General features: G+C 42.3%; 14 protein-coding genes. 5 read left to right on the top strand and 9 right to left on the bottom strand.

The window, feature by feature from the left end; all coding sequences use genetic code 11:
- The first annotated feature begins 45 nt into the window (after positions 1–45).
- Positions 46–756 carry a precorrin-8X methylmutase gene (locus CRG89_RS01435; RefSeq protein ID WP_217349413.1) on the top strand — a complete coding sequence of 237 codons (711 nt, stop codon included), beginning with the start codon at positions 46–48 and terminating at the stop codon, positions 754–756.
- Between the two features lie 36 nt (positions 757–792).
- Here CRG89_RS01435 and CRG89_RS01440 read toward each other — a convergent pair whose 3' ends face one another.
- On the bottom strand, positions 793–2,190 hold the full coding sequence (locus CRG89_RS01440; protein ID WP_103286600.1) for a cobyrinic acid a,c-diamide synthase CobB: 1,398 nt from the start codon (positions 2,188–2,190) through the stop codon (positions 793–795).
- A gap of 237 nt (positions 2,191–2,427) precedes the next feature.
- Here CRG89_RS01440 and cobO point away from each other — a divergent pair, with 237 nt between their 5' ends.
- The 3 genes from cobO (at position 2,428) to CRG89_RS01455 (ending at position 4,039) form a co-directional block, all read left to right on the top strand.
- Positions 2,428–2,943: a cob(I)yrinic acid a,c-diamide adenosyltransferase gene (gene cobO / locus CRG89_RS01445; RefSeq protein ID WP_342747487.1), complete on the top strand. Its 516-nt coding sequence runs from the start codon at positions 2,428–2,430 to the stop codon at positions 2,941–2,943.
- Between the two features lie 110 nt (positions 2,944–3,053).
- Positions 3,054–3,860, top strand: coding sequence for a translation initiation factor IF-2 subunit alpha (locus CRG89_RS01450; RefSeq protein WP_103286601.1), 807 nt, complete (start codon positions 3,054–3,056; stop codon positions 3,858–3,860).
- Positions 3,857–4,039 carry an RNA-protein complex protein Nop10 gene (locus CRG89_RS01455; protein WP_103286602.1) on the top strand — a complete coding sequence of 61 codons (183 nt, stop codon included), beginning with the start codon at positions 3,857–3,859 and terminating at the stop codon, positions 4,037–4,039. Before CRG89_RS01450 ends, CRG89_RS01455 begins: the two co-directional genes overlap by 4 nt.
- A gap of 139 nt (positions 4,040–4,178) precedes the next feature.
- Here CRG89_RS01455 and CRG89_RS01460 read toward each other — a convergent pair whose 3' ends face one another.
- From CRG89_RS01460 to CRG89_RS01475, 4 genes are all read right to left on the bottom strand, one after another.
- Positions 4,179–4,859: an MBL fold metallo-hydrolase gene (locus CRG89_RS01460; protein WP_103286603.1), complete on the bottom strand. Its 681-nt coding sequence runs from the start codon at positions 4,857–4,859 to the stop codon at positions 4,179–4,181.
- 35 nt (positions 4,860–4,894) lie between these two features.
- Complete coding sequence (locus tag CRG89_RS01465) at positions 4,895–5,329, bottom strand: type II toxin-antitoxin system VapC family toxin (protein ID WP_148695272.1); 435 nt, start codon at positions 5,327–5,329, stop codon at positions 4,895–4,897.
- Positions 5,330–5,468: 139 nt separating this feature from the next.
- Positions 5,469–6,749 (bottom strand): translation initiation factor IF-2 subunit gamma, encoded by a 1,281-nt coding sequence (locus tag CRG89_RS01470; RefSeq protein ID WP_103287866.1) that lies wholly within the window; start codon positions 6,747–6,749, stop codon positions 5,469–5,471.
- Between the two features lie 152 nt (positions 6,750–6,901).
- The gene (locus tag CRG89_RS01475) at positions 6,902–7,339 is read right to left on the bottom strand and encodes a S6e family ribosomal protein (protein WP_103286605.1); all 438 of its coding nucleotides are present in this window, start codon (positions 7,337–7,339) and stop codon (positions 6,902–6,904) included.
- Positions 7,340–7,421: 82 nt separating this feature from the next.
- Between CRG89_RS01475 and CRG89_RS01480 the strand changes: the two genes are divergently transcribed.
- On the top strand, positions 7,422–7,694 hold the full coding sequence (locus tag CRG89_RS01480) for a hypothetical protein (protein ID WP_103286606.1): 273 nt from the start codon (positions 7,422–7,424) through the stop codon (positions 7,692–7,694).
- 88 nt (positions 7,695–7,782) lie between these two features.
- Here CRG89_RS01480 and CRG89_RS01485 read toward each other — a convergent pair whose 3' ends face one another.
- From CRG89_RS01485 to CRG89_RS01500, 4 genes are all read right to left on the bottom strand, one after another.
- A complete protein-coding gene (locus CRG89_RS01485; protein WP_103286607.1) occupies positions 7,783–7,962 on the bottom strand; it encodes a zinc-domain-containing protein in 180 nt (59 codons plus the stop codon).
- 31 nt (positions 7,963–7,993) lie between these two features.
- Positions 7,994–9,388 carry a glycosyltransferase gene (locus CRG89_RS01490; RefSeq protein WP_103286608.1) on the bottom strand — a complete coding sequence of 465 codons (1,395 nt, stop codon included), beginning with the start codon at positions 9,386–9,388 and terminating at the stop codon, positions 7,994–7,996.
- Entirely contained in the window at positions 9,372–10,292 is a 921-nt protein-coding gene (locus tag CRG89_RS01495; protein ID WP_103286609.1) for a TackOD1 domain-containing metal-binding protein, read from the bottom strand. Before CRG89_RS01495 ends, CRG89_RS01490 begins: the two co-directional genes overlap by 17 nt.
- A gap of 68 nt (positions 10,293–10,360) precedes the next feature.
- On the bottom strand, positions 10,361–11,236 hold the full coding sequence (locus CRG89_RS01500; RefSeq protein ID WP_158648654.1) for an AsnC family transcriptional regulator: 876 nt from the start codon (positions 11,234–11,236) through the stop codon (positions 10,361–10,363).
- Positions 11,237–11,301 lie beyond the last annotated feature (65 nt).

Raw genomic sequence — 11,301 nt, forward strand, 5'->3', positions numbered from 1 at the left:
GAAGAAGAAAGGAATGAATGAATTGAGAGAGGAAGGAAGAGGTAGGTGGTGGTAGAGGAGGAAGAGGAGGAAGAGAAGGAGAAGAAGAAGGAGGAGAAGGAAGCAATGTCAAAAGGGGATGAGATAGAGGAGAGGAGCATGCAGATAATAGAGGAGGAGGTAGGCAGTGCTAAATACAACTACGCTAGTGATGAGTGGATTGTGGTAAGGAGGATAATACATGCAACTGCTGACTTTGATTACGCTAGAAGCAATATAGACTCTATAGTGTTCAGCAGGAATGCTATAGCAAGTGCACTCTCTGCAATTGGGAGGAGATGCAGCATAGTATGCGATACAGACATAATCCCTGCAGCACTTAACAAGAGCGCACTAAAGACTTTAGGGCTTGAGTGCATATCTAGGATATCAGACCAATCTGTTATAGAGGAGGCTAGGAGAAGTAATAGAACTAGGGCAGAGGTTGCTATGAGGGTGATGAGGGATCATATAAGTAATGGTATAGTTGCAATAGGTAATGCACCAACTGCACTGTATGAGTTGGTAAGGATGGTGAGGGATGATGGCTTAAAGCCAATGCTTGTTATAGCACTTCCAGTTGGGTTTGTATCTGCTGTTGAGAGCAAGATTATGATGATGAATGTTGCAGATGAGCATGGTGTAGAGTATATATCCAACAGGGGTAGGAAGGGAGGGAGTACAGTAGTAGCAGCAATACTCAATGCATTATTCAAACTGTATATGCAAAGAAGGTAAACCATTATCAATAAATTTGGTGGCTAATGTTCTCGATTATCTTGTTGAGTATCTCTTGCATGAGGCTATGAACCTCTCAACAAGGTTCTTGCGTGAGAAGTGTAGATGCATGTATGATGCAAGTGTGTTATGCACTATGAACCCATCCCTACTACCATCAACACCCTTACCTCTCAACATCTCATATGCAAACCTGCTATCCCTTGCTATATCTACTAGAGTTGAGTAGTGGAACTCATGCCCCCTAACCATGCTCCCATGCTCTGCAAGTATGCATGGATTACTTATCCTAGCCTCTGTATAATTTAGTGTTAACCTTCTATCCATGATTGTATCAGCATCTACAAGCCCAACCATATCATGCTTTGAGCCATCCTGATCAGTTATGCTTCTGCTTAGATACATAAGCCCACCACACTCAGCATACACTGGCATGCCATCCTCAGCATACTCCTTTATTCTACGCATCATCCTACTATTCCTTGCAAGCATCTCTGCAAGGACCTCTGGGAAGCCTCCCCCTATGTAGAGACCATCACACTCTGGTGGCTCCTCATCCTTGATAGGGCTAAAGTATACAACCCTCGCATATCTTGAGAGCATCTCTAGGTTATCAGCATAGTAGAAGTTGAATGACTCATCCAATGCAACTCCTACTGTGATTGTATGATCCTTTATGCTAGATAGTGATACTTCCATGCTTGTATGCTTGAGTGCTGGTGCACCCTCTGCAACAGCAATTATCCCATCAGCGTTGATATGCTCGCTAACATACCTTGCAGTTGCCAATGCATCATCCTTTGCATCTCTACTCTCATGAGTTGGTACAAGTCCAAGGTGCCTCTCCTTCAACATTATATCCTTGTTGCGTCTAACTACACCAAAGACTGGTATACCCTTCTGCTCAAGTGCATCACTGCAGTATTTTGCATGCCTATCCCCTGCAACGTTGTTGAGTATAACACCCTTGACCTTAACTGCTCTATTGAATTCAATGAACCCAAGGGCCATTGCAGCAACAGATCTTGCTGCTTTGCTAGCATCGATAACAAGTATAACTGGACTATCAAGCAGGGTAGCAACATGTGCAGTGCTTGCATAATCATCCATGCCAGATAGACCATCGTATAGCCCCATAACCCCTTCTATCACTGCTACATCTGCATTGGATGAACGCATTGCATTAATGAAGCTCTCAAGCAGATTATCCTCGCCCATCAACCATGGATCTAGATTCCTACTTGGTATGCCAGTTATGCTTGTATGATACGAAGGGTCTATGTAGTCTGGCCCAACCTTGAAGCCTTGAACCCTGTAACCTTTAGCCGTTAGAGCGTGCATCAAGCCTATGGTTATGCTGGTCTTGCCAACTCCACTGTTTGTTCCTGCTATAACAACCCTTGCATGTTTATGCCTCTCAGCATAGATGCCCATATGCTTGATTGATTAGTATGGTTTTTATTTAAACTTCAGGTTAGCAGGATACTTGAGGATGAGAAGGTGATGGAGCAAGAACAGGAGCAGGAGCAGAAGCAGAATAGAGCAAGAGTAGGAGTAGATGGTAGCAGTAAGAGGATGGAGGATAGTAGTTATGGTAAGGGTTATGGAGAAGGAGGAGAAGAGGAGGAGAGGGAGAAGGAAGAAAAGAAGGCAAGAGGTAGGAGAGGCCTTATCATAGTCTACACTGGCAATGGCAAGGGTAAGACCACAGCAGCACTTGGTATGGCAGTTAGAGCAGTAGGCCATGGCATGAGGGTTCTCATGGTACAGTTCATCAAGGGTTCTTGGCACTATGGTGAGATGGATGGTGCACTGAGGCTTAGGCCAGAGTTCGAACTAATAACAGCAGGGAGGGGCTTTGTAGGCATAATGGATGATAATCTTCCAAGGGAAGCACATGTTGAGGCTGCAAGGGAAGCGTTAAGGGTAAGCATAGAGAAGATGCTCTCTGGCATGTACGATATAGTGATACTGGATGAGGTTAACTATGCTGTAAGGTTAGGGCTTATAAGCATAGAGGATGTACTTGAACTTATAAGGGTTAAACCATACAGTACAACACTTGTTCTTACAGGCAACTATGCTGATGAAAGGGTTGTAGATATTGCTGATCTGGTTACTGAGATGAGGGAGGTTAAGCATCCGTTCAGGAAGGGAATGAGAGCACTCAAGGGTGTTGACTTTTAGTTAGTTAGTTGGTTGGTTGCTGTTGTTAGTTAGTTAGTTAGAAGTCAACAGAAAGCAAGTAGTTAGATCGTTAGCAACATTAAATTATAGAGGATCAATGCAAGGATGGTATGAGGTATCAGCAAGATCAAGCATTGCCAGAGGAGGGGGATCTTGTAATGGCTACTGTGCAAGAGGTCTTCCCTCAAGGTGCATATGTTACACTTGATGAGTACGATGGGCTATTGGGCTTCCTACATGTATCAGAGATAGCAACTGGATGGATAAGGAACATAGAGCATTACGTTAGGCCAAAGCAGAAGGTAGTGCTCAAGGTGATAAGGGTTAACAGGGCAAGGAGGGAAGTAGATCTCTCGCTTAGGCAGGTTACTAATGAGGAGAGGAGGTTAAAGGTTATGGAGGTTAAGAGGGCAGAGAAGGCTAATGCATTCCTTCGCATCATAAGGGAGAGATGCTCAAGCATGAGTGATGATGAGTTTGATAGATGTGTTAGCCTGATCAAGGATGAGTATCCAATGCTCTACGATATGTTTGAGGATGTTGCAAGGAAGGGTACAAAGGTCCTTGAGAAGTTGAACCTCCCAAAGGAGATAGTTGATGCCATCGTTGATATAAGCAGCAAGATACCATTGCCTAAGGTAGAGGTTGGAGGTATCATGGAGATAACATGCTCTAGGTCAGATGGAATAGATGTTATAAAGGATGTGCTTACAAGTGTAGAGGGGAATAAGCATAATGCTGATGTGAGTATAACCTATCTAGGCGCACCAAAGTACAGGCTTGTTATAAGTGCAGAGAACTTCAAGGTTGCAGAGAAGGCATTGAACTCTATACTCCAGAGCGTTCAGAAGGGTATTGAGAAGAAGGGAGGCACGTTCAAGTTCACCAGAGAGGAGTCAAGGAAGGGTGTAACATGAGGCACTTGTTGAGGAGATGCTACACCTGTAAGATATATACTCTAAAGCAGGAGTGCCCAAGGTGCCATGGTTTAACTCATGATCCACACCCACCAAAGTTCTCCCCAGATGATAGGTATGCTAGGTACAGGATAGCAGATAGATATAAGGCTGATAGTGGTGGATATAAGCAAGAGTGAGGATGGTTCAGGTAATTAGTATTATTATTATTATGATAATAATTTCACCAAAGGATATCAACTTTGAGTTAACAAGGTTTACATAGCCTATCAAATAGATGCGTTGATAACAAAAAGATAGATGGTGATGGTGTTTCTGCTAGTAATCATCAACAGGCTTCAGTATGTGAACATCGCACTCCTTTACCATGCTCTTGAACCTCTCAGCATCCTTCTGAGAGCCTACTATTGTACCATAGTGCATTGGTATAGCGATCTTTGGCTTCACCATACCTACAGCCTGAACAGCCTCATCTGCAGTCATCACATAGGTTCCACTCACAGGAAGCAATGCTACATCTATGTTTGAGAGGTTCCTCAACTCTTCTACAGCATCGCTATCCCCAGCATGGTATATCCTTACACCATCAACTGTGATCACAAACCCAACCATGCCAGCATCCTTTGGATGGAAGGGCTTCTTGGTATCTGGGTTTATCTTGTTTATGTTGTATGCTGGTACAGCCTCAATTGATACCCCTTGTACATCAACCCTATCCCATGGCTTAACTACCTTTACCTCCTTAACCTTTACTCCTCCCATACTATCAGCACAACTCTTGGTTGTAACTACTGTGGTCTTATCTGCTGCTATAACCTTCCTTGCATCCTCTATGCTAAGATGGTCGAAGTGTTCATGTGAGATTAGCAGTAGATCTGCCTTATCCCTTGCTTCCTTTCTCAACTTGTAGGGGTCTATGTATATTATTACTCCGCCAGAACTAATCTTGAATGTATCATGTCCAAGCCATGCTATCCTTACACCCTTGTACTCAAGCATATGCTTACTTGCATTAGAATACTTAAAAACTTATACTATGCTATGGTTAGTGTATCATCCTGTAGTGTTATTATACCTGCACACCTTCCTCTCAACCTCCTGATCATCTCTCTATCAAGGGTTGCAACATAGCATCCAGCAGATTCAGCATATCCAACTATAAGATCATCTACCTTACTACCAACCTTACCCTCCTTAGCACTCTTCCCTTCTGTATCACTAACCTTACTGATATCTATCATCCTAGCCTTAGACCTGAACCTAGCATCGTAGATGAGTTGTAGTGCAGCCCTTGCCTCTCTAGCCCTCTTCACACCTGCATCAATAGCAATCCTCTCAAGTTCCTTAACAACAACATCAGGGATAAGGAACTCAACCCTGCCTAGTTCAACCTCTAACCTATCCATACCCTTGATGGGTATGTTTGCCATTGCAATTATGAAGCTTGTATCAACCAGTACTTCAACCATACGTATCATCATCATTGTTGTTATTGTGTAGTCATCAATTCATCTTTACTCATGATAAATTACAGGAAGGAGTAGAGAGTACATAATCAATCCCTCAAGCCATCAAGCCATCACCCACTCATCCATCTATTCATCAGTTCTACACTATCACACCAGCACCTATTAGCCTCCACCTATCTGCAATCCTCCTACTTATCGCTACTCTGCTCTTTGCTATTGCACATACAGGCCTCTTCAGCTTTACATTAAGCCTACCATCATGTACAGATTTGACAGTTGCTAGAACAGCAGCAGTGCCTATGTTGAGCCTCAGCGACTCATTCACCTTCACTGGCTCAACCTTGATGAGATCTTGTGTACCAACTGCAGTATCAAAGAGATCACTATCTATGGTAAGTTCATCAAGCTCCTTTGGTAGCCTACCAGGCTTACCTACTACAGAGCCTACTAGGGAATCACTCTTTGTGTATGCTGGATCTAACCTTGTACCTATAGCAATGAGGCCACTAGGTCTAACAAACTCAACAGGCCCTGCACCAGTTACTAGGCTTACAACCTTGGTAACTATAGGCTCGTATGAACCCTTTCTCTCATTGTATATCCCAGGTCTTATCTCTATCTCATCCCCAACCCTCAACTCCCCCTGCAGTAGTGAGCCTCCAACTACCCCTCCCTTGAGATCGGTTATCTTTGTTCCAGGTTTATTTACATCGAAGGATCTGAGAACATGCATTATAGGATCAAGTGAGGGGTTCCTTGATGGTGTTGGTATGCTCTCCTCTATAGCCTGTATCAATGCATCTATGTTTACCTTCTGCTGTGCAGATACTGGTATTATCTGCACATCCCTACCTCCATCACCATCCTCACCCATGTACTCTGCTATGAACTGCTTTATGCTCTCGTAGTTTGCTTTAGCATCTTCATAACTTACAAGGTCTACCTTGTTCTGTACAACAACTATATTCCTTATGCCTAGTATCTTTAGTGCCATCATATGCTCCCTTGTTTGTGGCTTAGGTACTGGTTCATTTGCTGCTATAACAAGCATAGCACCATCCATGAGTGCTGCACCAGATAGCATATTTGCCATAAGACTCTCATGCCCTGGAGAGTCTACAAAACTTACTACCCTACTCAACTCACATGTATTGCTACACCTGCTGCATGATGGGGATGTTGAGTAACACTCTGGCGCACTGCATTCTTTGCATCTATAGAATGCTGCATCTGCATAACCAACCTTTATTGTTATGCCCCTCTTCAACTCCTCACTATGAGCACTTGTCCATACACCAGTTATTGCCTCCACTAGCGTTGTCTTGCCATGATCGACATGACCTGCAGTACCTATGTTCACACATGGCTGATAGCCATACTGCTTCACATACCATTCTGGAAGGGTATCTCTCCAGTTCAACACACTTGCTAATGATGAGGGATGGTATTAACCTTTGTATATGTATATGGGTTGAGAGCAACTAGCAAGCAAACAAGTAAGTAATTGGTCCAAGATCTAACATAACTACCAGATATATGCTTGAGACTAGTACAGGATTGATTGTTATGTTATCAGTTGGTCTGTTGAGCATTCTGCTCTTGCTCTTGCTCTTTTGTTGCTTGTCCTTGTACTTGCCCTTCTCCTCCTCCTTCTCTTTTATCACTCTTCACTTCCTCAACAAGTACAGCATTTATCTGGTATATATCCTCGCTTATCACATTACCTCTAACCAACTTTCTTACTCTCTCACCCTTCCTAGCCTTCCTTAACCCTATACCCTTGGTTAAGAGCACATACTTTTTAACTGCACCATGGACATCTGGCCTCATTGGTACTCCAGCCTTATCACTCCCTCCAGTTATCCTTATCTTTCCAGGCAAGCCTATAACAGTAGCATCAAATACATCACCTATCCTCAACCCTAGCAATGGCTTGGCTTGATCATCCTTGATCTCATAGGTAGTGCTCTTCCCATCCTTGTTACCAACTACAAGTTTGAAGTTGACCAATGCACTTGCATCTGCATCTAGAGTTAATCAACCTTTCGACTACAAATATAATAGAGATGGATGGATATCTATAGCAATTAATATGGGTAGCAGCAGGAAGGCTGTACTCTTCATCAGCAAGAGTGATAGCGAAGAGGATATAGCAAAGATTAGGGATATGCTCCTAAACGCAGGGATAGAGTTCATTGAATATAATATAGATGAGGAGCCAGCAGGATGCTGTGGTGGCTTTAGGACAGAGACACCATCGTTATTTGCACCAGAAGGTATATTCAGGGGAGTTGATGGGATAGTAGGGTACATAAAGGCAAGAATGGATGGTTCTCTCTACAGTAGTGAGAGTGCTTACTGGTAATATACTTCTATTAGTAAGTACTTCCCATTATTGTATATACACCTTATCTTCTGGTGAAGGGTAATCTGATCTCCGAATGGTCAATGTGTTAGATCTTATCCTGTTCATTCAGCATAAACTCTTCTATCATAGTGGATATTCTATCCTTCATCTTCTCCAGATATGCATTATACTCATCCTCATAACCGCAATGTTCACATACCACTCTACTCATATCATCCAAGACTTTAGCCCTCTTCTTGCATACAGGACACTTTGCCTCCAGCATGTTTACATTATGTATGAGAAGATTATAAAGGCTATCCTACTAGATTATACGCACTATTCTCTTTACTCTCCTTGTATACCCACCTTACTCCTCTACCCTCATGTTTGGTCTTCTCCCAGAATACATCTTTAAATATGCACTGATAGACTGCCCTAGATGCTGCGATAGGCATCATAATGTTCATGTACACGAATGCAAGTAGTGGATCAAATCCCTTGCATCTTATCCCTTCCTTTAGTGCCCCTTCAAACAGTGTAGAGTAGTATATTATATTGAAGAGGAGGGGTATTAGAGCAAGAGAAGGGAATAGATCTGTTGTTATATCACTAGTAAGTATATTTAGTCCTTCTAGGATCCAGAGTATGGTGAATGAGTATGCTACATAGTTTAACATAACTATTAATGGTGCTATAAGCATAAAGATAGTTGCTATAACATTTGCAAGGCCTATCCTCCTTACTGTTGATATCTTTAACATAACTGGTATATACTTCCATAGACTCTGTAACCATCCCCTGTACCATCTTGTCCTCTGCTTGAGCCATGCTTTGAACGTTGTTGGTGCCTCTTCCCATTGCCTAGCATCTATTAGGCATATCCTCTTGTTAGAGAGCATGAGCCTTATTGCAAGCTCAGCATCCTCTGCAAGGTTTGTAGGATCCCAGCCACCAACCTCCATCAACGCCTCTCTAGTTATGTAGTTACCAGTGCCACCTAGGGGTGTATACACCCTCAACTTTGATCTTCCATTCAACCATATCCTGAACCAGCCTGCATACTCTATAGCAAATAGTCTTGGTATCCAGCCATCCTCTACATTGCCTATCCTAAGCATAACCTGAACTGTATCGTAACCATGATCAACTATTGCAGAGGCAACCTTCTTGAGTAGGTCCACCTCAACTACATCCTCTGCATCCACAACCCCTATGATCTCACCAGTGCAGAGTGCTAGAGCATCGTTCAATGCACTTGGCTTTGTTGGGAAGTAGTTCTTGCGCATAAGTATTTTCACATTCTCTGGGTACCTCTGCTGGTAGTATAATGCAATCCTTACCATATCATCATCCTCGGTAACCACTATCACCTCCTTCTTATGCATAGGGTAGTCTGTGTTGAGCAGACATGTCTCTATAGTCCTACTCAGTATTGGTTCTTGCCTTACAGGTATTATCATCGAGATCTTTGGATATGAAGAGGGGTAGTTAGGGCAAGAGGGATACCTTTGTGCTGTCTTTGCAAGGGGGTTGAATGGTCTGTTTAATCCATGAATCAATAGGATTAGATGGTATATACCCCATATAGTGTAGAGGATGATCATCGTATATACTATAGTCTCCAATGATTGTCTAGGAGCCAATATTATCACAAATAGTAGCGATGTTATGAAGAGCAGGAATAGGGATACCTTATACCTGATTCTCAATAATCCTCAAGACCTCCTTGACTATAAGTTCGGAGATCCTCAAACCATCCTTATTATAGAGAATCCTTATCCTTGATGTGTTAAAGGTAGTAAGTATATTCGCATCTATCGGCTTATCTGTTACAACTATGCTCAATACATTGGGTAGATCTATACTCCTAGCAATTATCTTGAACCATTGTATTGTATCGTTAGGGTTTGGTATGTAATCTATTACTATATTCATATCAACATCTTTGAGCATGAGTGGGATGATATGTACTACCCCACTAGTACCAGTTACCTTACAGAGGACATCTACATTAAGACCGTAATTCTTCAGTATCTTTGCAGCAGTAACCAGCTCTTCATACACACTTGCTAGACTATTTGCTGCACTGCTAACCTTGTAACCCTCAACTATAACCATGTTAAGATCATAGATATTGGATACATGACCATTATCACACTCAACCTTTATAACAGGGTACTGGGTTATGAACTTGCACTTCTCACACATGAACCCGAATCCTGGTCTACCGTAGTCTATGCCTACCTTGCTCAACTGCTTCCCACATCTTGGACATGTGTATAATGTGCTCACATGCTTGAACTTGAACTCCTCAGCAGGGGCTATATGATTACACTCATAATGTACTATCATATCATGTTTGGTTAGAACATTGCCCTTGCACGTTGGGCATTCGAAGACTATATGCAATGCTGTACTATTACATACACCACATGCTGGGTAGGAGTATCTAGATGTTGGGATCAATAGATCGTTCTCCCTATACTCATTGATCTTCTCTGGTGTCAACTCTACACCATTAATCTCATAGAGTAATCCAAGGTTCTTTATCCTAGGCTTTATCTCCCCCTCGCCTATCGATCTTAGTGCCAAGAGTATTATGTTAACATCCATTCGTAGTAGGATTAAGAGCTAAAACTATTATAGGTTTGAATGTGATAAGTATAACAAACATAACTAGATTACTCTTTTTGAAGCATATCGTCTATAACCTTGCCTATCCATTCATCCATCCACTGTACCCTCTGTGCTATGAAGAAGTCAACATTAATTACACCTTCAATGCTCCTAGCCCTCCTTATCAGTTCATTCATACCATCTACACTCTCGCTATAGAGCACTCCAACAAGCCTATTCTGGGATACAGGGATGAGGGGTAAGAGCATGTTGCTATCCAGCATACTACTAACCCTGTTCATAACCTTGCTATCATAATCGTTTAGAGTTATTATCATGCTAAAGTTTATGAACCCTCTCATTGCAGATGGGTTTATAAGCACTGTGAAGTGAATTATATTGTGCCTGAGCATGTAATCTAGCCTTCTCTTCACAGTACGCTCAGATATGTTTAGCTTAGATGCTATAGACTTTATGCTTGCCCTAGGCTCCATGAGTAGTTGCCTTATTATCCTGAGATCGTTGTGTAGAAGCCTCCTAGGCATTGCATCCATGCTTGATGTGTAGAGTATTGAATGGGGTTGTAGTACCATTGGTAGGAGATCAAGCCTCTCCTTGAGTATACCCTTGCTCGCTAACCCAAATACTGTTATGTCTCCAACGCATGTAACACTCATCAAGATGTTGCCAAGTAACCTTAACCTATCCATTACGTAATCCTCATCACCTCTATGCTTTACAGCAACATGTATGAGGTTGTAGCCTAGAGCAGTTAGATCTAGACTTGCTATGAACCTTGTTATAAGACCAGTGCTTATCATATTGAGTACCCTGCTCCTAACAGTGCTTGTACTCAACCCTACAATTCTACCTATACTCTTGTATGATGCTCTACCATCCATCAGTAGTGCTCTAAGTATTGCTAGATCCCTACCATCCATATTATACAGATAGGACATCTTCTTAATATATATGTCTATAATTTACGGAAGAAGTTATATATTAG

The organism is Candidatus Nitrosocaldus islandicus, from assembly GCF_002906215.1.
Classification (GTDB): domain Archaea; phylum Thermoproteota; class Nitrososphaeria; order Nitrososphaerales; family Nitrosocaldaceae; genus Nitrosocaldus; species Nitrosocaldus cavascurensis.

What these genes read in the sequence shown, in the direction of transcription:
- CRG89_RS01465 (WP_148695272.1), bottom strand. Translation starts at nt 5,329, where the DNA reads ATGGTTGAAGTACTGGTTGATACAAGCTTCATAATTGCAATGGCAAAC.
- CRG89_RS01460 (WP_103286603.1), bottom strand. Translation starts at nt 4,859, where the DNA reads ATGCTTGAGTACAAGGGTGTAAGGATAGCATGGCTTGGACATGATACA.
- CRG89_RS01500 (WP_158648654.1), bottom strand. Translation starts at nt 11,236, where the DNA reads ATGGATGGTAGGGATCTAGCAATACTTAGAGCACTACTGATGGATGGT.
- CRG89_RS01455 (WP_103286602.1), top strand. Translation starts at nt 3,857, where the DNA reads ATGAGGCACTTGTTGAGGAGATGCTACACCTGTAAGATATATACTCTA.
- CRG89_RS01450 (WP_103286601.1), top strand. Translation starts at nt 3,054, where the DNA reads ATGAGGTATCAGCAAGATCAAGCATTGCCAGAGGAGGGGGATCTTGTA.
- CRG89_RS01440 (WP_103286600.1), bottom strand. Translation starts at nt 2,190, where the DNA reads ATGGGCATCTATGCTGAGAGGCATAAACATGCAAGGGTTGTTATAGCA.
- CRG89_RS01495 (WP_103286609.1), bottom strand. Translation starts at nt 10,292, where the DNA reads ATGGATGTTAACATAATACTCTTGGCACTAAGATCGATAGGCGAGGGG.
- CRG89_RS01480 (WP_103286606.1), top strand. Translation starts at nt 7,422, where the DNA reads ATGGGTAGCAGCAGGAAGGCTGTACTCTTCATCAGCAAGAGTGATAGC.
- CRG89_RS01485 (WP_103286607.1), bottom strand. Translation starts at nt 7,962, where the DNA reads ATGCTGGAGGCAAAGTGTCCTGTATGCAAGAAGAGGGCTAAAGTCTTG.